Genomic DNA, 19,177 nt, shown 5'->3' on the forward strand with positions numbered 1-19,177 from the left:
TGCATAAAGAGGTGAAACTGACCGATAAGCCGGGTTCTGTCGTGGACAGTCATTCATCTAGGCCAGCAATCGCTCACTGGCTCAAGCAGCCTACCCGGGTTCAGTACGGGCCGTACCTTATGAACCCCTATTTGGCCTTGCTCCGGGTGGAGTTTACCGTGCCGCGGACTGTTACCAGCCGCGCGGTGCGCTCTTACCGCACCCTTTCACCCTTACCTGATCCCGCTTACGCGGGCCATCGGCGGTTTGCTCTCTGTTGCACTGGTCGTGGGCTGTGACACCCCCCAGGCGTTACCTGGCACCTTGCCCTATGGAGCCCGGACTTTCCTCCCCTCCGCCCGTCTCCCCCCGAAGGAGGACGACGACGAAGCGGCGACTGTCTGGTCAGCTTCGGCGCGCAGTATAGAGGGTTTACCGCCCGTTGTCATCCTTCTGTCGTCATCCCAACCTGCAGGGTGGCGGCGATATTGCGCGACGCGCGGTAAATGTTATCAAACGCCCCGCGAAATGCCTCTTCCAGCGTCGAAACTGTGGTTAACACGCTGAAAACCGCATCGATACCGTGCTGGTGAACCACGCCGACGTCGTGGGTCAGGCTGCCAGCAATACCGATCACCGGCTTACGGTATTTTTTCGCCACCCGGGCTATCCCCACCGGCACCTTACCGTGAATGGACTGGCTATCGATCCGCCCTTCTCCGGTGACCACCAGCGAGCAGTCATGGATCTGCTCTTCCAGCTTCAGCGCCTCGGTAACGATCTCAATCCCGCTACGCAGTTCCGCATTAAGAAAGGCCATCAGCGCCGCGCCCATGCCGCCGGCCGCCCCCGCCCCGGGGATCGGCTTAACGTCCACCTGCAGCGACGCCTTAATGACGTCGGCGAAGTGCGCCAGATTACGATCCAGCTCAACGATCATCGCCTCGGTCGCCCCTTTCTGCGGGCCAAAGATCCGCGACGCGCCGCGCTCGCCCACCAGCGGGTTAGTGACGTCGCAGGCCACGTGGATCATCCTGTCACGTAAGCGTGGATCGATGGCGGAAAGATCGATCCGGCTCAGACGGCTCAGGCTACCGCCGCCATGGCCGATCTCCTGCCCCTCGGCGTCGCAAAGGCGGGCGCCTAGCGCCTGCATCATGCCCGCTCCACCGTCGTTGGTCGCACTGCCGCCGATACCGATAATGATCCGTTTCGCGCCATGTTCCAGCGCCTGTAATATCAGCTCGCCGGTACCGCGTGAAGTGGTGATGAGAGGGTTGCGTTTTTCGGGCGGAACGAGTCCCAGGCCGCTGGCCGCCGCCATCTCAATAAACGCAGTGACGCCATCGCCGGACATGCCCCAGCAGGCCTCCACTTTCTCGCCCAGCGGGCCAGTCACCCATGCGGAATGTTCCGTTCCCTGCGTCGCGGCAATCATCGCCTCCACCGTTCCCTCGCCGCCGTCGGCGACGGGCATGGAAACATACTGCGCGTCGGGGAAAATTTCACGGAATCCTTTTTCTATCGCCTGAGCTACCTCGGCGGCAGACAGGCTTTCTTTGTAAGAGTCTGGGGCAATGACGATTTTCATAAGTTTGTAGCCTGACCGTGCCGCGCAAGGCAAGAATAACAGGGCGCGTGGTGCGCCCTTCTTGTTAGCGAGTGACTTCCACTTTCGCCAGTTTTTCGTAATAGCACGCCAGCGCGCTATGGTCCGCGGTGCCCAGACCGTCCGCACGCAGCGCCTGCATCATCTCCATTACCGCCGCCGTCAGCGGTAGCTGAGCGCCCACGCCATGGGACGTATCCAGGGCGTTCGCCAGATCTTTAATATGCAGGTCGATACGGAATCCCGGCTTGAAGTTACGATCCATCACCATCGGCGCTTTGGCATCCAGCACGGTACTGCCCGCCAGGCCGCCACGGATCGCCTGATATACCAGATCCGGATTGACGCCAGCTTTGGTCGCCAGAGTCAGCGCTTCAGACATCGCCGCGATGTTCAGGGCGACAATCACCTGGTTAGCCAGTTTGGTGACGTTGCCCGCGCCGATGTCGCCGGTATGCACCACGGAGCCCGCCATCGCTTTCATCAGATCGTAGTATTTATCAAAGATCGCCTTATCGCCGCCGACCATCACCGACAGGGTGCCGTCGATGGCTTTTGGTTCGCCGCCGCTCACCGGCGCATCCAGCATATCAATACCCTTGGCTTTCAGCGCTTCGCTGATTTCCCGGCTCGCCAGCGACGCGATAGAGCTCATATCAATCACCACGGTGCCCGGCTTTGCCCCTTCGATAATGCCGTTTTCACCCAGCGCCACCTCTTTCACATGCGGAGAGTTTGGCAGCATGGTGATAATGACGTCGCACTGTTCGGCAATCGCCTTCGGCGTCGTCGCGGTCTCAGCACCCGCGGCAATCACGTCGGCAATCGCTTCCGGGTTACGGTCGGACACCACCAGCGAATAACCTGCTTTCAGCAAATTTTTGCTCATCGGTTTACCCATAATGCCAAGACCGATAAAACCCACTTTGATTGTCATAATGTTCTCTCTCTTCATCCTGGTGATTATTTTTTAAACGCATCAGCAAGTTTCTGCGTTGCTGAGCGGAAGACGCCCAGATCGCTGCCGACGGCGACGAAAGTCGCGCCCCATTCCAGATAGCGGCGCACATCGGCTTCAACCGGCGCCAGAATGCCACTTGGCTTACCGTGTTTCTTCGCGCTGGCGAAGATATGCTGGATGGCGCGCTGTACCTCAGGATGGGCGGCATTGCCCAGATGACCTAAGGCCGCGGCCAGGTCGCTCGGGCCGACGAACAGGCCGTCGACGCCGTCGGTCGCGGCAATCGCCTCGACGTTGTCCACCCCGGTCTGGCTCTCAATCTGCACCAGAATGGAAATGTTCTTGTTGGACTGGGCGAAGTAGTCCGCCACGGTGCCAAACATATTGCCGCGGTGGGAAACGGAAACCCCGCGGATCCCTTCCGGCGGATAACGGGTCGAAGACACCGCCTGCGCCGCCTGTTCAGCCGTCTCGACAAACGGCACCAGGAAGTTATAGAAGCCGATGTCCAGCATGCGCTTGATGATGATCGGCTCATTGGTCGGCACACGGACTACCTGCGCGCTGGAGCTGCCCTTCAGCGCCATCAGCTGTGGGATAAGCGTGGTCACGTCGTTCGGCGCGTGTTCCGCATCCAGCACCAGCCAGTCGAAACCGGCCAGACCCAGCACCTCAGTGCTGATCGGGTTAGCCAGCGCGCACCAGCAGCCAATCTGCACCTGATGAGCCGCCAGCGCGGCCTTAAATTTGTTCGGGAAAATTGCGTTATCCATGATGTTTACCTTGCGTTAATCGTTGCTTACTTCTGCAATTCCAGGCGTTTAATCTCGCGAACCATAAATATAATCAGCAGAATAAAATAGCGAGTTGGTATTCCTTGTTTCTCATCCCATCCAGGATCATGAAGATATTCATCAAAAACAGAACACCTTTTATTATTTTTTTAATCGGGTTCTTTATTTGTTAAATAGACGATATCAACGCTCTCTTATTGCCTATCGGCTACCTCAAAAACATGACACAGTATAATCAGCCTGCCATCGCCAGACACCATGCATAATCACAATATAAATGTCTTATCTGACGCTTTAGTTAGGCAAATGCCACAAGTCATGGGCGCTAATCCACAGTTCTCATGATTGCCTGTCGGTGCGTGAGCGTTGTCGCCAAGAGGGGTGACACAGATCACATTTTAAAGCCATTACTCCTGACATTCTTTATTTCATTATTCTTTTCTACAGCACCAGAATGACCATTTCATTCTTTTTTTAGCACCTGTTTGGAGATGACTGGACAATGGCTGACATTGCAATTCGACAACAATCGCCAACCGCGTTTTATATTAAAGTTGACCCGACAGATAACGTGGCGATTATTGTTAACGATCGGGGATTGACCGCCGGAACACGTTTCCCGGACGGCCTGACGCTCGTCGAACACATCCCACAGGGTCATAAAGTAGCCCTGGTGGATATCCCTGCCCGCGGTGAAATCATCCGCTACGGAGAAGTAATTGGCTTCGCCGTGCGCGACATCCCACAGGGAAGCTGGATTGACGAATCGCTGGTGGAACTGCCCACCGCCCCGCCGTTGAACAGCCTGCCGCTGGCGACCAAAGTGCCTGAACCCCTACCGCCGCTGGAAGGCTATACCTTTGAAGGGTACCGCAATGCCGATGGCTGCGTGGGCACCAAGAACCTGCTGGGCATCACCACCAGCGTGCACTGTGTTGCGGGCGTGGTTGATTATGTGGTGAAAATCATTGAACGCGACCTGCTGCCGAAATACCCCAACGTCGACGGCGTGGTAGGCCTGAACCACCTCTACGGTTGCGGCGTGGCGATTAATGCACCGGCGGCGGTAGTGCCAATTCGCACTATCCACAATATCGCCCTCAACCCGAATTTCGGCGGTGAGGTGATGGTCATTGGCCTCGGCTGTGAAAAGCTGCAGCCGGAACGCCTGCTGCAGGGCACGGAAGACGTCAAAAGTATCCCGGTGGACAGCGCCAGCATCGTCAGCCTGCAGGATGAAAAGCATGTTGGTTTTAAATCGATGGTCGATGACATTCTGCAGGTCGCCGAGTGCCACCTGGCGAAACTGAACCAGCGCCAGCGGGAAACCTGTCCGGCTTCAGAGCTGGTGGTCGGCATGCAGTGCGGCGGCAGCGACGCCTTCTCCGGTGTGACCGCCAACCCGGCGGTGGGTTATGCATCCGACCTGCTGGTGCGCTGCGGCGCGACGGTGATGTTCTCGGAAGTGACCGAAGTCCGCGACGCCATCCATCTGTTAACCCCGCGGGCGATTAACGAAGAGGTGGGCAAACGCCTGCTGGAAGAGATGGCCTGGTACGATAACTATCTCGACATGGGCAAAACCGACCGCAGCGCCAACCCCTCCCCCGGCAACAAAAAAGGCGGCCTGGCTAACGTGGTGGAAAAAGCGCTGGGTTCTATTGCTAAATCAGGGAAAAGCGCCATCGTCGAGGTGCTCTCTCCAGGCCAGCGCCCGACCAAACGCGGCCTGATTTATGCCGCTACCCCCGCCAGCGATTTTGTCTGCGGCACCCAGCAGGTCGCCTCTGGCATTACCGTGCAGGTGTTCACCACCGGTCGCGGCACGCCGTATGGCCTGATGGCGGTACCCGTAATAAAAATGGCGACCCGTACCGAGCTGGCCAACCGCTGGTATGATTTAATGGACATTAACGCCGGGACCATCGCCACTGGCGAAGAGACGATTGAGGATGTCGGGCGGAAGCTGTTCGAATTTATTCTCGACGTCGCCAGCGGACGCAAGAAAACTTTCTCCGATCAATGGGGCCTGCACAACCAGCTGGCGGTGTTTAACCCGGCGCCGGTGACCTGATCGAGAGCGTGAGAATTTAACTACTTTTAGCCCGGATTTATCCGGGCTTGTTGGTTACGGATGCTGTGCGGCAAGGAAAGCGCGGATCTGCGCCTGCGTCGAGGTGCCTTCCATGGGGCCGCGTTGGCTAATCGCCAACGAGCCGCTGGCGTTTGCCCATCTCAGCGCCTCCTGCGGCGTGGCGCCATTGAGGAACAGGCTGACAAAGGTGGCGCCAAAGCAATCCCCGGCACCAGTCGGATCCACCACCGGCACGTTGAAGCCGGCGACATGGTGTGTCTCGTTGGCGCTAAAGTAGCTGGCGCCACGCGGCCCACGTTTAATCACCACATGCTTCACGCCGCGTTTCAATAGCTTATCAACCAGGATCTGCTCATTGCGCTCCGGATTGAGGCCAAAATAATCCAGCTCACCGTCGCTCGGCAGGAAAATATCGGTGTAATCGAGAATGTATTCAAACGCCTGCGACATCTCGGGAATGTTCAGCATCTCTTTGCGAATGTTTGGGTCGAACGACACCGTACCGTTGCGGCCTTTAATGTTTTCAATCGCTTTACGCATCGCATCGATAATACGGAACGAGAACAGCGACGATCCCATAATATGAAAATGCTGACACTGATTTAGCAGCGCCTCATCAATGTGGTCGGCAGTCAGCAAACCGCAGGCGCTGTTAGGCATATTAAAAATAAAATCGCGCTGCGCCTGGCTACGATAGCTGACGAAGGCGCTACCGGTGGTCGCTTTCTGCAGCATGGCGATACCGTTGACGTTAACGCCATCTTTCTCCAGACGCGCAATATTCATCTCGCCAAATGCGTCGTTGCCCACGCAGCTAAACAACACAGAGCCAAAACCCAGCTTTGCCACCTGATCGGCAAAGATTGCCGGCGCCCCGCTGGGATAGGGCCCCCAAAATTCACCGGGGCGGGAAAAACCCTGATTCTCTTCCTTGGCGAGAAACTCCACCAGCAGTTCGCCGATGGTGCAAATGGTTACGTTCATCACCGCTCCTGGTTTGTCTTATGCAAAGCCGTGTTGAGCCATGTCAGGCATTCATTGTTGGTATAGCTGTTGGTCAAACCCGCAGCGAGGAAGCAGGCATGGTACTCTGCCGCGACGACCTGCGGGGTCACCACGCTGCTGATCTGTTGCAATTCACCGACAGCATAACGTTTCTCACCGTAGACCGGTCTGGACGCAACAATCGCGATAACTCTTTCGCTCTGCGCCACAGCCTCATTCAGTAGATGTGCTGTGGCCTCGTTACGCACGCTCAGCGTACCGTCTTCGGCAATATGATCCACCGCAATCAGCGCATGTGATGGCCGGTAATGACCTAACGCTTTCAGCGCCAGATCGCCCTCCACAATCCGCCCCTGCCCGGACAGCACCCCACCAAGCAGAACGGTTTCCCCATTTAAAAACTCCTGCGCCAGCGCGACATGGCCCAGATCGTTTAACAGCAGGCAAAGTTCTTCTCTGTTGGCCAGAAAGGGGATCACTTTACGCAAAATGGAACCTTGGCCTAAAAATAGCGTTTCGCCATCTTCTATCTGCGCCGCCACCTGGCGAGCCATTTCCGTCTCCAGCGCTTTATCCCTGACGGCTGGTGCTTCCCGCATCACCGCAACCGGCGCGCCAGCCTGGGCGGTATAAATCGCCCCGCCGAAGGAGCGTTTTAAGTAGCCCTGCTGCTCGAGGTAGTTGAGATCGTTACGGATTGTCACTCCGGAAACAGCCAGCATTTCGGCCAGATCGTCGACTTTGATCTCGCCGTTCTTACGAACGATCTCTGCGATGTCCAAGCGCCTTTTCAGCAGGCTGGTTGACGGTTTTGCCACGGTTTATGCCTTATTATTTTCTCCTGGAATAACTTTCATTTTTAAATTTCCCTATCGTAATGTCAAACCGCGGCTGAACTTCCATCTTGCCATAAATAAATTAATTAATATTAATCATATAGTTACAAAGAAAGCACTTCCCTGCTAAAACTTTAAAAAAGAAACATTAAAAATATTATTAACTTTCATTTTAAAAATCAATTCATCATTGTGTGCGGTGGATCACACCTAAAAGTCGAGACGATCGTTACATTACTTTCAAATTGAAGGTTATTTAATGTAAATAACTTACAAATTGAAAAGAGGACTAAAATGTACATCATTTCCAGTAAAAACATGCTGTTAAAAGCTCAACGACAGGGTTATGCCGTGCCGGCTTTCAATATCCATAACCTCGAAACCATGCAGGTCGTCGTTGAAACGGCGGCTGAATTACGCTCTCCCTTGATCCTTGCCGGCACGCCCGGTACCTACAGCTATGCCGGCACCGGCAACGTGGTGGCGATCGCCCGCGATCTGGCGAAAAAGTGGGATCTCCCGCTCGCCCTGCACCTCGATCATCACGAGGATCTGGCTGATATCACGCGCAAAGTCCAGGCAGGGATCCGCTCGGTCATGATCGATGGCTCTCACTCACCGTTCGAGGAAAATGTGGCACTGGTAAAAAGCGTGGTGGAGTTGAGCCACCGCTATGATGCCAGCGTAGAAGCCGAGCTGGGCCGTCTGGGCGGAATCGAAGACGATCTGGTGGTCGATGCTAAAGATGCGCTCTATACCAACCCCGAACAGGCCCGTGAATTTGTCGCTCGTACCGGTATTGATTCGCTGGCCGTCGCCATCGGTACCGCTCACGGTCTTTACACCGCCGAACCGAAGCTTGATTTTGAGCGCCTGGCGGCTATTCGCGACTGCGTTGATGTTCCACTGGTTCTGCACGGCGCTTCCGGCCTGCCGGATAGTGATATTCGCCGCGCCATTTCTCTGGGCGTATGCAAAGTCAACGTCGCCACCGAACTTAAAATCGCCTTCTCGGATGCACTGAAAGCCTACTTCCTGGAAAATCCGGGCGCCAACGATCCTCGTCACTATATGAAACCGGCGAAAGCGGCAATGAAAGAGGTCGTTCGCAAAGTCATTCACGTCTGTGGCTGCGAAGGACAACTGTAATCAGCGGATCGAAGGAGCCTTGTCGTGATCCACACCCTGACACTGAACACCGCGATTGATATGAATATCTTTTGCGATCCGCTCCAGCCGGCGGCAGTCAACCGCACCCGGCAGACGGAATATTGCCCGAATGGTAAAGGGGTTAACGTCTCGCTGGTATTACATCATTACCAGCAGCCAACCCATGTTATGGGCATATTCGGCGGTTTTACCGGCCGCTATATCGTTGAGGAACTACGCAAACAACATATTAACGTCACGCCGGCATGGGTCGCTGAACCCACCCGTATTAATATCTTTATTAACGACGGCAGAGATGAATATAAACTGGTAAATCCCGGCGCGCGGATTAACGATGAAGGGAAAGAACAAATTCTTCATCATTTACAGTGCGTCACGCCTGGTGATTATTTAGTTATCAGCGGCAGTCTGCCACCGGGAATAGAGAGCCGGTTCTATAGCGAGATTCTGGTGCTGTGTCAGCAAAAAGGGTGTGAAGTCATCTTAGATATCAGCCACCCGGTGCTGCGCCAGCTTTTGGAGTGGCATCCGCTATTGATTAAACCCAATGACGACGAGCTGAACGAGATCTTTGGTCTGGATGTCAGCAGCCCCCAGCGGGTACGCGAAGCAATGCAAACGCTCCACCAGCTTGGGGCTCGCAATGTTCTGCTGACCCTTGGCGCACAAGGGCTCTATTTTTCGAACGGCGAGCAACTGTGGTTCTGCTCGGCACCGAAAATCGAACTGGTCAGCTCGGCCTGCGCCGGCGATGCCGCGCTGGGCGCGTTCCTCAGCCGATGGCTTAACGCAGGCGATATTCCTCAGGCGCTGGCGCTGGCCAGCGCCACCGGCGCCGATGTTGCCGCCTCCGCCGGGCTTGGCAAATTAAACCGTACGCAAGAATTATTACAACAACTTCAGATCGTCCAATTATAAAGGTCCGATTATGAAAAAAATTATTGCCGTTACCGGCTGCCCTACAGGTATTGCTCATACATTTATGGCTGAAGAGGCCTTAAAAACCGCAGCGAAAAAATTAAACGTTGAAATAAAAGTCGAAACCAATGGCGCTTCCGGCGTAGAAAATGCCATTACGCCGGAAGACCTGACGGATATTTATGGTGTGATTATCGCTGCCGATAAAGATGTTAATGCCGAACGTTTTAATGGCTTACCGGTTATTGAGGTGCCGGTTAAAGAAGCCATTCACCATCCGGCGGAATTAATTAATAAAGTTGTTAACGGTCAGGCGCAGCGTCGCCAGGGACACTCCGCGACGACGGATCTCGCCGAGAAATATGAGCGAGAATCGTTCGGCCGACAGATTTACAAACATCTGATGAGCGGTGTTTCCAACATGCTGCCGTTCGTTGTCGCCGGCGGGATCTTAATCGCCGTTTCTTTCCTGTGGGGCATCTACTCCGCCGATCCGAATTCACCGCAGTATAACGTGGTTGCCGCCACCCTGATGAAAGTCGGTCAGCAGGCGTTCTCGATCATGGTGCCGGTGTTTACCGCCTACATTGCCTGGTCGATATCTGGCCGCCCGGGCATGGTCGCCGGTTTTGTCGGCGGCCTGCTGGCGAACGCCACCGGCGCCGGGTTCCTCGGTGGGATCATCGCCGGTTTTGCCGCCGGGTATTTTATGCTGCTGATCCGTCATCTGCTCGACGGTCTGCCGCGCCAGTACGAAGGGCTGAAGTCGATCTTCATTATGCCGCTGATCGGCGTCCTGGTGATTGGCGTGATGATGGTCCTGCTCGGCCAGCCAGTGGCAGCGATCAACAATGGCATGATGAACTGGCTCAGCTCTCTGCAGGAAGCCAACCCCATCCTGCTGGGGATCGTGGTCGGCGCAATGTGCTCCTTCGACTTCGGCGGGCCGGTCAACAAAGCGGCCTATGTCACCGGTACGCTGCTGCTGGGGCAAGGTAACTATTTCTTTATGGCCGGTGTGTCTGCCGCCTGCATCACGCCGCCGCTGGTCATCGCTCTGGCGACCACGTTCTTTCCGAAAGGCTTTAGCGAGGAGGAACGCGCCGCCGGGATGGTCAACTATATCCTCGGCTGCACACACATTACCGAAGGTGCGATTCCCTTTGCCGCCAAGGATCCGCTGCGGGTGATCCCGATGATGATGATCGCCTCATCAATTTCTGCGGTACTCAGCTACAGCCTGCATATTCAGGTTCCGGCACCGCACGGCGGCTTCTTAATCCTGCCGCTGGTCAGTAAACCGTTGATGTGGGTGCTGTGCATTCTCGCCGGTTCCGCCTGCGGGGCACTTATGCTGGGATGCTGGCGGCTATGGCAGAAACGCACTGACAAAGCGACAGCCCTTGCTGGCGCCATGAAATAAGGAGCAAGCTATGCAACTGACTTCTGCCGATATTGGTTTCGATCGTCAGGTCAAAACGAAAGACGAGGCGCTACAACGTGTCGTTGCAGCCCTGACTGAGGCCGGACATACGCAAGCAGCCTATCTACAAGGCATGCGCGAGCGCGAGGGGCAAATCAGCACCTATCTGGGCAACGGCATCGCTATTCCCCACGGCACGCCGCACAGTCGCGACGCAGTGCTCAAAACGGGTGTTAAGGTGCTGGCTTGTCCGCAGGGGGTTGACTGGGGTGAGGAGCAAACCGCCTATCTGATTGTCGGTATCGCGGCTCAGGACAACGAGCATCTCGATATTTTGCGCCAACTCACCCATGCCCTGGGCGATGATCGGGTGCCTGACGCGCTGACGCGCGCCGATACCCCCCAGGCGGTGCTGGAAATTCTCGCTGGTGATATCCCTCTGCCAGCAGGCGAAGAACCACAACCCGCGCCGCACTTTGACGAAGAGGCCACCTTTACCCTGCGCAATCCGCACGGTCTTCATGCCCGCCCCAGTGCGGTGCTGGTGAAAGCCGTCAAGCAGTGGCGATCGCAAATCCAGGTCGAAAACCTTGATACGCGCTCCGCCATTGTTGATGCCAAAAATCTGATGCGCGTCGTATCACTGGGCGCCAAACAGGGTCATCGTCTGCACTTTATGGCCAGCGGCAACGATGCGCAGCAGGCGTTAAAAGCCATTGGCGACGCTTTTAACGCCGGTCTCGGCGAAATCGCCGCCCAGCCGCAGCAGGCCACTCAGGAAGCCGTCAAAACGAAACGTAGCTGGCTTTCCCGACTATTTAGTTAATTTTCAACAAATTAAAAACGCCCTGTCTTTCTGGCCAGGGCGTTTTTGTCTTGAAAGACGATACCTTTCACTGCGTTACACGACTATTTATCGATGCAGATCACAATTCAAAACAAAGCCATTTGCGACCAAAACAAAACATAACGAATATATTCGAAAGAAAACGGAGGTTGTAAATGAAAGACATTATCTCTCGCCATAAGTCCGGCGAACACATCGGCATCTGTTCAGTTTGTTCAGCGCATCCGCTGGTTATCGAAGCGGCGTTACGTTTCGATCTGTCGACTAACAACAAGGTGCTGATCGAAGCGACATCCAACCAGGTGAATCAGTTTGGCGGCTACACCGGCATGCAGCCGGCCGATTTCCGCGACTTCGTCTACAGCATTGCCCACACCGTCGGTTTCCCGGCCGAACGCATTATTCTTGGCGGCGACCATCTGGGCCCGAACTGCTGGCAAGACGAACCGGCTGCCGACGCGATGGAAAAATCCGTCGACCTTATCAAAGCCTATGTTGCCGCAGGCTTCAGTAAGATCCACCTGGATGCATCGATGTCCTGTGCCGACGACCCGGTGCCGTTGAACCCAAGCGTGGTGGCCGAGCGTGCCGCCCGCCTGTGTCAGGCCGCCGAAGAGACAGCCAGCGATGAGCAAAAGCGCCAGCTGACCTACGTTATCGGTACCGAAGTACCGGTTCCCGGCGGCGAAGCCAGCACCATCGGCAGCGTACACGTCACCCGAGCGCAGGATGCCGCCGCCACCCTTGAAACTCATGAAGCGGCGTTCCGCAAATTGGGTCTCGACGCAGCGCTGGGGCGAGTCATCGCCATCGTCGTGCAACCGGGCGTGGAGTTCGACCACACGCAAATCATCCATTACCAGCCACAAGAAGCGAAAGCGCTATCCGCGTGGATCGAAAACACCACGATGGTGTACGAAGCCCACTCCACCGACTACCAATCCCGCCAGGCTTACCGCGCGTTGGTCCGCGACCACTTCGCCATTCTGAAAGTCGGCCCGGCGCTCACCTTTGCCCTGCGTGAAGCCATTTTCGCCCTCGCACAGATGGAAAATGAGCTGATCGCGCCGGAGTCCCGCAGCCGGGTGATGGAGGTCATCGACGAGGTGATGCTCAACGAACCGGGCTACTGGAAAAAATACTATCGCCCGACCTGGAGTCAGGCGATGGTCGATATCCACTTTAGCCTTTCCGACCGTATCCGTTACTACTGGCCGCACCCGCGTATTCGTCAGAGCGTTGAGAAACTTATCGCTAATCTGACCGACGCTAAGCTGCCGCTGGGGCTTATCAGCCAGTATATGCCGGTGCAGTTTGAACGACTGTCGCTGAATGCACTGAACGCCGAGCCGCACGCGCTGATCCTCGACAAAATCCAGGATGTTCTGCGTGCCTACCGCTACGGCTGTTCTTCTGAAATCGCCTGAAGTTAAGAGGATATATGAGTCAACTGTTTGTTCGTACCGGCATTCATTTCAGTTCCAGCCAGCAGGCGCTTGAACACATTGGCGCAGAGATGCTGGCGCGAGGCGTCGTACACGACAGCTATCCCGCCGCCCTGCTCGAACGCGAAGCGACTTTTCCCACCGGCATCGCCCTGGAGCAGCATGCTGTCGCTATCCCGCACTGTGAAGCCGTCCACGCCAAATCGCCGGCCATTTACCTGATTCGTCCGGATGCGCCGGTTCCTTTTCAGCGCGCTGATGACGACGGCGAAATCGACGTTTCGCTCATCATCGCGCTGATTGTTGAAAACCCGGCGGCACAGCTGAAGCTACTGCGCCGGTTATTTAGTGAGCTACAAAATCCGCACACGCTGGAGGCACTGCTCGCCGCTTCCGACGATCAGCTGCCGGTGCGGTTCCAGCAATTTATCCTTGAGCCTGAGCTTAACGCCGTGGCTTCATAAGATACTGATAATAAAAGGGGTACCCTATGAAACGTAAAGTTATCGTCGCCTGCGGCGGTGCCGTCGCCACCTCCACGATGGCGGCTGAAGAGATTAAAGAGCTGTGTGCAGACCACAATATTGAACTGGATTTGGTGCAGTGCCGGGTCAATGAAATCGAAACCTACATGGACGGGGCGGACCTGATCTGCACCACCGCGCGCGTGGAGCGGACCTTTGGCGACATTCCGGTGGTACACGGCATGCCATTCGTTTCGGGCGTCGGCATTGAAGCCTTACAACAGAAAATCCTCGGCATCCTCGCGGAGTAAACGCCATGTTTAGCGAAATCATGCGTTATATCCTCGATCTCGGTCCGACGGTGATGCTGCCGATCGTGATCATTATTTTCTCCAAGTTACTGGGGATGAAGCTCGGGGATTGTTTCAAATCTGGTCTGCATATCGGGATCGGTTTCGTCGGTATCGGCCTGGTCATTGGCCTGATGCTCGACTCCATCGGCCCGGCGGCAAAGGCGATGGCGGAGCATTTCCAGATTAATCTTCACGTGATCGATATCGGTTGGCCGGGTTCATCACCGATGACCTGGGCGTCGCAAATCGCCCTGGTGGCGATCCCGGTGGCCATCGTGGTTAATATCGTGATGCTGGTTACCCGTATGACCCGCGTAGTGAATGTCGATATCTGGAACATCTGGCATATGACCTTTACCGGCGCGATGCTGCATATCGCTACCGGATCGTACTGGATAGGTATTCTCGGCGTGGTAGTGCATGCCGCCTTTGTGTATAAGCTGGGCGACTGGTTTGCCAAAGATACCCGCGATTTCTTTGGCCTCGAGGGTATTGCGATCCCGCACGGCAGTTCGGCGTATTTAGGGCCGGTTGCCGTGCTTGTCGATACCATCATCGACAAGATCCCCGGTCTTAACCGTATTCACTTTAGCGCCGATGATATCCAGAAACGCTTCGGTCCCTTCGGTGAACCGGTTACCGTTGGCTTCGTCATGGGCCTTGTGATTGGCGCGCTGGCGGGTTACGACCTGAAGAGCATTCTCCAGCTTGCGGTGAAAACCGCAGCGGTGATGCTGCTGATGCCACGGGTGATCAAACCGATTATGGATGGCCTCACACCGATAGCCAAACAGGCGCGTAAACGTCTGCAGGCCAAATTCGGCGTCCAGGAATTTCTGATTGGTCTCGACCCGGCGCTGCTGCTCGGTCATACCTCGGTGGTCTCCGCCAGCCTGATCTTCATCCCGCTGACCATTCTTATCGCCGTCGTGGTTCCTGGCAACCAGGTCCTGCCGTTTGGCGACCTGGCCACCATCGGCTTCTTCGTGGCGATGGCAGTCGCGGTACATCAAGGGAACCTGTTCCGCACATTGATTTCCGGGGTCATCATTATGGGTATCACCCTATGGATCGCCACCCAGACCATAGGCCTGCACACCCAGCTGGCGGCAAACGCCGGGGCCCTGAAAGCCGGCGGTATGGTGGCCTCAATGGACCAGGGCGGTTCACCGATTACCTGGCTGCTGATCCAGCTCTTTACCTGGCAGAACGTGGTGGGCTTCGCGGTCATCGGCATTATCTATCTGACTGGCGTTCTGCTGACCTGGCGTCGTGCCCGTCGCTTCATCGCGGTGGAAAAAGCAGAAAAAAGCGCTGCCCCACAACAAAGTACAGGCATGTCTTGATCTAAAAGGGGAGCGGTCGCTCCCCTGAATCTTATAGCTGGAGAATGTTATGAAATCAGTGGTAATCCATGCTGAGGGGAACGTCTGCGTTGAAGAACGCCCTATCCCTACGCTGCAAACGGAAAACGATGTCCTGGTCAAAGTGGTCAGTTCCGGATTATGCGGCTCCGACATCCCGCGCATTTTCGCCAAAGGCGCGCATTACTACCCTATTACGCTGGGGCACGAATTCAGCGGCTATGTGGAATCCTACGGCGCGGCGGTAACTGATCTGCAGCCCGGCGATGCCGTCGCCTGCGTGCCACTGCTGCCCTGCTTTCAGTGTCCGCAGTGCCAGCGCGAGTATTTCTCTTTATGTAAACAATATCAGTTTGTCGGCTCACGCAGCGAAGGTGGCAACGCCGAATATGTGGTGGTGAAGCGCGCCAACCTGTTCCGCCTGCCGGATCAGATGCCGATTGATGACGGCGCGTTTATCGAGCCGATAACCGTTGGCCTCCACGCCTTCCACCTGGCGCAGGGTTGCGAAGGTAAAAACGTGATTATTATCGGTGCGGGCACCATTGGCCTGCTGGCATTACAGTGCGCCCGCGAACTGGGCGCCAACAGCGTCACGGCGATCGATATCAATCCGCAGAAACTGGAGCTGGCCAAAGCCCTTGGCGCGACCCGAGTGTTCAACAGCCGCGAAATGAGCGGCCAGGCGATTCAGCAGGCGCTGGAAGCCATTCAGTTCGACCAGTTAGTCCTTGAGACCGCCGGCACGCCGCAGACCGTCACGCTGGCGATTGAGGCCGCCGGTCCGCGGGCGCAGTTGGCGCTGGTCGGCACGCTTCATCACGATTTAACCCTCCCGGCCGCCACCTTCGGGCAGATCCTGCGTAAAGAGTTGAATATTGTCGGTAGCTGGATGAATTACTCTGGTCCGTGGCCAGGAGAAGAGTGGCAAACGGCCACCCGCCTGCTGACAGAAAAACGCCTGCAGCTGGCACCGCTAATAGCCCACCGCGGTGACGCGGAGAGCTTTGCGCGTGAAGTTCAGGCGCTAAACGGCGCACCGATGCAGGGTAAAATCCTGCTCAAACTCTCCTGACTGCATGAGCCAGCCCTGAGGGCTGGCTCATGTAACCTTTCGAAAATTATCGTTCAACTTTCGTTATCCTTCGATTACACTGAGATGAGTTAATTATCAGGCAAATCAAGATGAACTCATTTGAACGAAGGAACAAAATCGTCGATATGGTGAATACGCAGGGCAGCGTATTGGTTCTAGACCTTTCGAATCTCTTTGGCATCTCTGAGGTAACGATCCGTGCCGATCTTCGCTTACTGGAAGAAAAAGGGCTGTTAACCCGCTTTCACGGCGGCGCCGCCCGCGCGGGCAGCAACCTGACCGACGCAGAGAATCAGGAAGTGGTGCTGGAAGACCGCTATCAGCTTGCCAGCGATCCCAAAAAGCGCATCGCCCAGGCCGCGGTAGCCATGATCCGTGAAGGTATGACGGTGATCCTCGATAGCGGCAGCACCACCCTGCTCATTGCCGAGGCACTGGTGAGGATGACCAATATCACTGTCATCACCAACAGCCTGCCCGCCGCGTTTACCCTGGCGGAAAATAAAGATATCACCCTGGTGGTTTGCGGCGGCACCGTGCGGCATAAAACGCACTCCATGCACGGGACGATTGCCGAACGTTCTCTGCAGGGAATCTGCGCCGATTTGATGTTTGTCGGCGCCGACGGTATCGACGCCACCAACGGCATCACTACCTTTAATGAGGGCTACTCCATCAGCAGCGTGATGGCCGCCGCCGCACATCAGGTGATCGCCGTGCTCGACGCCAGTAAATTTAATCGCCGGGGCTTTAACCAGGTACTGCCGATGGAAAAGATAGACTGCGTAATCACCGATGACGGCATCAGTGAAAATGACCGCACAGCGTTAAGCAGCAAGAAGGTGGAACTGAAGATAGTGTGATTGCACGCTGAGTGGAACATCATGGCGGCTGGTTCTACTTAACCAGCCAGCTTCCACCTTTTTTAGCGCCTATGCGAATCAATCTCCCTTTCGCCTGTAGCCCTTGCAGATGGCGCTCAACCGTACGTGCTGATATCCCCAAGATCTCCGCCAGCGCTCTCGCCGTCAATTCCGGGTTTTCGGTTAGCAAACGCAAAATTGCGTTTTCCGGTGGAGCTACTTTAACGTCGATTTCTTCCGACATTTCTTCCGACATTTCTTCCGACACGACGAATGAAGTCTCCAGACCTTCTTTCAGCGCCGCCAGGATATTTTGCAACATCCAGGTCACGAATAGCGTGCAATCACTGGTTTTGTCACAAACACCTAAAATGTCGTAATAGCGTTCTTGCTGATGGTGGATCAGCGTTTCAACGGGCAGCCAGGCCAATTCCTGACGCCACTGGCTTAGAATCAACGTCTGCCATAAACGCCCCATCCGACCATTGCCATCAGCGAAAGGGTGAATGAACTCAAACTCATAGTGGAAAACTGAACTGGCAATCAAAGGATGAAGCTCGGTGTGTTCCAGCCAGCTGAGTAAATCAGCGATCAATCTTGGGACTTGAGCAGCAGGTGGAGCCATATGTACCACCTGCGTACCGCGATAAATGCCGACGTTTCCGCCACGTAAAGCGCCAGGACGATCAACCAGCCCTGTCATCAGTGTTTTATGCGCCGTCAGAAGATCCCTAATATTTGCCGCATGCCATCCGGGCATTAATTCATAAGCACGAATGGCATTTCTCACTTCCTGAATATCCTTAGCCGGCGCGAGAACCCGTTTGCCTTCCAGCAGCGCCGTGACCTGATCCATGCTCAGGCTATTATGTTCAATCGCGAGTGACGCCTGAATAGTACGAATGCGGTTTTCTTTACGCAGCAACGGCGATGTTTGTCCACGTTTCGCCGACCAATGCCCAAGCAATTCCCCAATCTCAACGACAAGGTTGAGGACCGTGGGTGTGATGCTAAACGGCGGTTGGTAACGGCTCATCGCTTACTCCCCCTGCTGCTCCAGGGCGTACTTATACAACGCATTTTTCTTCACGCCGTGGATCTCCGCGGCCAGCGCGGCGGCTTTCTTCAGCGGCAGCTCCGCTTGCAGCAGCGCCAGGGTACGCAGCGCGGCCGCCGGCAGCGCCTCTTCCTGGGCCTTAAAGCCTTCGACAATCAACACCATCTCGCCTTTGCGGCGGTTTTCGTCTTCCTTCACCCACGCCACCAGCTCGCCGATCGGCGCGCCGTGGATCGATTCCCAGGTTTTGGTCAGCTCGCGGGCCAGCACCACGTAGCGGGATTCTCCCAGTACCGCGCAGATATCTTCCAGACTCTCCACCAGACGGTGCGTTGACTCATAGAAGATGAGAGTGCGCGGTTCTTCTTCCAGCGCCTTCAGGGTATCGCGGCGGCCTTTCGATTTCGCCGGCAGGAAGCCTTCATAGCAGAAACGGTCGGAAGGCAGACCGGCGGCGCTCAGGGCGGCGATGGCCGCACAGGGACCCGGCAGCGGCACCACGCGAATATTCGCTTCGCGGCAGGTGCGCACCAGATGATAGCCAGGGTCGTTAATCAGCGGCGTGCCGGCATCGGAGACCAGCGCGATGTTTTGCCCTTCTTTCAGTTTAGCGAGAAGTGTTTCCGCCTTTTGCTGCTCGTTATGGTCGTGAAGCGCAAATAAGCGGGCGTTAATCGCAAAATGTTGCAGCAGCAAACCGGTGTGGCGGGTATCTTCCGCAGCAATTAAATCAACAGCTTGCAACACTTCCAGTGCGCGCTGCGTGATATCAGACAGATTCCCTATCGGAGTGGGCACAATATAGAGCTGCCCCTGAGAATTATCCGCTGATTCGTGTTGTTTCATTGTCTCGTCCGTATTGCCGATTTAATATTGAGCATTGAGCCAAAAAAATATC

The 19,177-nt window shown here is 55.7% G+C and carries 18 protein-coding genes and 1 other RNA gene; 11 read left to right on the forward strand and 8 right to left on the reverse strand.

Annotation, left to right across the window (positions count from 1 at the left end):
- Positions 1-9: 9 nt before the first annotated feature.
- The 4 genes from rnpB to garL all read right to left on the reverse strand — a co-directional run bounded on the left by rnpB (position 10) and on the right by garL (position 3,322).
- Positions 10-392, reverse strand: an RNA gene (gene rnpB, locus HMPREF3096_RS24075) — RNase P RNA component class A.
- Between the two features lie 32 nt (positions 393-424).
- Positions 425-1,570 (reverse strand): glycerate 2-kinase, encoded by a 1,146-nt coding sequence (gene garK / locus HMPREF3096_RS24080; RefSeq protein ID WP_023323313.1) that lies wholly within the window; start codon positions 1,568-1,570, stop codon positions 425-427.
- Positions 1,571-1,634: 64 nt separating this feature from the next.
- A complete protein-coding gene (gene garR, locus HMPREF3096_RS24085) occupies positions 1,635-2,525 on the reverse strand; it encodes a 2-hydroxy-3-oxopropionate reductase (protein WP_070544657.1) in 891 nt (296 codons plus the stop codon).
- Between the two features lie 26 nt (positions 2,526-2,551).
- Complete coding sequence (garL, locus tag HMPREF3096_RS24090; RefSeq protein ID WP_032731298.1) at positions 2,552-3,322, reverse strand: 2-dehydro-3-deoxyglucarate aldolase; 771 nt, start codon at positions 3,320-3,322, stop codon at positions 2,552-2,554.
- 523 nt (positions 3,323-3,845) lie between these two features.
- On the opposite strand from garL, the gene garD reads away from it, so the two are divergent.
- On the forward strand, positions 3,846-5,417 hold the full coding sequence (gene garD, locus HMPREF3096_RS24095; RefSeq protein ID WP_032731299.1) for a galactarate dehydratase: 1,572 nt from the start codon (positions 3,846-3,848) through the stop codon (positions 5,415-5,417).
- 54 nt (positions 5,418-5,471) lie between these two features.
- On the opposite strand, the gene HMPREF3096_RS24100 is transcribed toward garD, so the two are convergent.
- Positions 5,472-6,422 carry a sugar kinase gene (locus HMPREF3096_RS24100; protein ID WP_012967182.1) on the reverse strand — a complete coding sequence of 317 codons (951 nt, stop codon included), beginning with the start codon at positions 6,420-6,422 and terminating at the stop codon, positions 5,472-5,474.
- The gene (locus HMPREF3096_RS24105) at positions 6,422-7,225 is read right to left on the reverse strand and encodes a DeoR/GlpR family DNA-binding transcription regulator (RefSeq protein WP_008806602.1); all 804 of its coding nucleotides are present in this window, start codon (positions 7,223-7,225) and stop codon (positions 6,422-6,424) included. The genes HMPREF3096_RS24100 and HMPREF3096_RS24105 overlap by 1 nt, the downstream gene beginning before the upstream one ends.
- Before the next feature lie 348 nt (positions 7,226-7,573).
- Here HMPREF3096_RS24105 and HMPREF3096_RS24110 point away from each other — a divergent pair, with 348 nt between their 5' ends.
- From HMPREF3096_RS24110 to HMPREF3096_RS24155, 10 genes are all read left to right on the forward strand, one after another.
- On the forward strand, positions 7,574-8,428 hold the full coding sequence (locus HMPREF3096_RS24110; RefSeq protein ID WP_032731300.1) for a tagatose bisphosphate family class II aldolase: 855 nt from the start codon (positions 7,574-7,576) through the stop codon (positions 8,426-8,428).
- Between the two features lie 24 nt (positions 8,429-8,452).
- Positions 8,453-9,367 (forward strand): 1-phosphofructokinase, encoded by a 915-nt coding sequence (gene pfkB / locus HMPREF3096_RS24115; protein ID WP_008806604.1) that lies wholly within the window; start codon positions 8,453-8,455, stop codon positions 9,365-9,367.
- 10 nt (positions 9,368-9,377) lie between these two features.
- A complete protein-coding gene (locus tag HMPREF3096_RS24120) occupies positions 9,378-10,790 on the forward strand; it encodes a PTS fructose transporter subunit IIC (RefSeq protein WP_008806605.1) in 1,413 nt (470 codons plus the stop codon).
- Between the two features lie 10 nt (positions 10,791-10,800).
- Positions 10,801-11,616, forward strand: coding sequence for an HPr family phosphocarrier protein (locus HMPREF3096_RS24125; RefSeq protein WP_008806606.1), 816 nt, complete (start codon positions 10,801-10,803; stop codon positions 11,614-11,616).
- Between the two features lie 176 nt (positions 11,617-11,792).
- On the forward strand, positions 11,793-13,064 hold the full coding sequence (gatZ, locus tag HMPREF3096_RS24130) for a tagatose-bisphosphate aldolase subunit GatZ (RefSeq protein ID WP_032731301.1): 1,272 nt from the start codon (positions 11,793-11,795) through the stop codon (positions 13,062-13,064).
- A 14-nt stretch (positions 13,065-13,078) separates the two neighbouring features.
- Positions 13,079-13,546 (forward strand): PTS galactitol transporter subunit IIA, encoded by a 468-nt coding sequence (gene gatA, locus HMPREF3096_RS24135; RefSeq protein WP_008806608.1) that lies wholly within the window; start codon positions 13,079-13,081, stop codon positions 13,544-13,546.
- 26 nt (positions 13,547-13,572) lie between these two features.
- Positions 13,573-13,857 carry a PTS galactitol transporter subunit IIB gene (gene gatB, locus HMPREF3096_RS24140; protein ID WP_002918119.1) on the forward strand — a complete coding sequence of 95 codons (285 nt, stop codon included), beginning with the start codon at positions 13,573-13,575 and terminating at the stop codon, positions 13,855-13,857.
- A gap of 5 nt (positions 13,858-13,862) precedes the next feature.
- On the forward strand, positions 13,863-15,245 hold the full coding sequence (locus HMPREF3096_RS24145) for a galactitol-specific PTS transporter subunit IIC (RefSeq protein WP_032731302.1): 1,383 nt from the start codon (positions 13,863-13,865) through the stop codon (positions 15,243-15,245).
- A 49-nt stretch (positions 15,246-15,294) separates the two neighbouring features.
- Positions 15,295-16,338: a galactitol-1-phosphate 5-dehydrogenase gene (gene gatD / locus HMPREF3096_RS24150; protein ID WP_012967178.1), complete on the forward strand. Its 1,044-nt coding sequence runs from the start codon at positions 15,295-15,297 to the stop codon at positions 16,336-16,338.
- 110 nt (positions 16,339-16,448) lie between these two features.
- Positions 16,449-17,222 (forward strand): DeoR/GlpR family DNA-binding transcription regulator, encoded by a 774-nt coding sequence (locus HMPREF3096_RS24155; RefSeq protein WP_032731303.1) that lies wholly within the window; start codon positions 16,449-16,451, stop codon positions 17,220-17,222.
- A 34-nt stretch (positions 17,223-17,256) separates the two neighbouring features.
- Here the strand turns inward: HMPREF3096_RS24155 and HMPREF3096_RS24160 are convergent, their stop codons facing one another.
- Positions 17,257-18,147 (reverse strand): Fic family protein, encoded by an 891-nt coding sequence (locus tag HMPREF3096_RS24160; RefSeq protein WP_176747759.1) that lies wholly within the window; start codon positions 18,145-18,147, stop codon positions 17,257-17,259.
- A gap of 114 nt (positions 18,148-18,261) precedes the next feature.
- Positions 18,262-19,125 carry a 16S rRNA (cytidine(1402)-2'-O)-methyltransferase gene (rsmI, locus tag HMPREF3096_RS24165; RefSeq protein WP_004144878.1) on the reverse strand — a complete coding sequence of 288 codons (864 nt, stop codon included), beginning with the start codon at positions 19,123-19,125 and terminating at the stop codon, positions 18,262-18,264.
- Positions 19,126-19,177: the final 52 nt, after the last annotated feature.

This window comes from Klebsiella sp. HMSC25G12 (genome assembly GCF_001807705.1).
Lineage (GTDB): Bacteria > Pseudomonadota > Gammaproteobacteria > Enterobacterales > Enterobacteriaceae > Klebsiella > Klebsiella variicola.

What these genes read in the sequence shown, in the direction of transcription:
- garK (WP_023323313.1), bottom strand. Translation starts at nt 1,570, where the DNA reads ATGAAAATCGTCATTGCCCCAGACTCTTACAAAGAAAGCCTGTCTGCC.
- garR (WP_070544657.1), bottom strand. Translation starts at nt 2,525, where the DNA reads ATGACAATCAAAGTGGGTTTTATCGGTCTTGGCATTATGGGTAAACCG.
- garL (WP_032731298.1), bottom strand. Translation starts at nt 3,322, where the DNA reads ATGGATAACGCAATTTTCCCGAACAAATTTAAGGCCGCGCTGGCGGCT.
- garD (WP_032731299.1), top strand. Translation starts at nt 3,846, where the DNA reads ATGGCTGACATTGCAATTCGACAACAATCGCCAACCGCGTTTTATATT.
- HMPREF3096_RS24100 (WP_012967182.1), bottom strand. Translation starts at nt 6,422, where the DNA reads ATGAACGTAACCATTTGCACCATCGGCGAACTGCTGGTGGAGTTTCTC.
- HMPREF3096_RS24110 (WP_032731300.1), top strand. Translation starts at nt 7,574, where the DNA reads ATGTACATCATTTCCAGTAAAAACATGCTGTTAAAAGCTCAACGACAG.
- HMPREF3096_RS24120 (WP_008806605.1), top strand. Translation starts at nt 9,378, where the DNA reads ATGAAAAAAATTATTGCCGTTACCGGCTGCCCTACAGGTATTGCTCAT.
- HMPREF3096_RS24125 (WP_008806606.1), top strand. Translation starts at nt 10,801, where the DNA reads ATGCAACTGACTTCTGCCGATATTGGTTTCGATCGTCAGGTCAAAACG.
- gatZ (WP_032731301.1), top strand. Translation starts at nt 11,793, where the DNA reads ATGAAAGACATTATCTCTCGCCATAAGTCCGGCGAACACATCGGCATC.
- gatA (WP_008806608.1), top strand. Translation starts at nt 13,079, where the DNA reads ATGAGTCAACTGTTTGTTCGTACCGGCATTCATTTCAGTTCCAGCCAG.
- gatB (WP_002918119.1), top strand. Translation starts at nt 13,573, where the DNA reads ATGAAACGTAAAGTTATCGTCGCCTGCGGCGGTGCCGTCGCCACCTCC.
- HMPREF3096_RS24145 (WP_032731302.1), top strand. Translation starts at nt 13,863, where the DNA reads ATGTTTAGCGAAATCATGCGTTATATCCTCGATCTCGGTCCGACGGTG.
- gatD (WP_012967178.1), top strand. Translation starts at nt 15,295, where the DNA reads ATGAAATCAGTGGTAATCCATGCTGAGGGGAACGTCTGCGTTGAAGAA.
- HMPREF3096_RS24155 (WP_032731303.1), top strand. Translation starts at nt 16,449, where the DNA reads ATGAACTCATTTGAACGAAGGAACAAAATCGTCGATATGGTGAATACG.
- rsmI (WP_004144878.1), bottom strand. Translation starts at nt 19,125, where the DNA reads ATGAAACAACACGAATCAGCGGATAATTCTCAGGGGCAGCTCTATATT.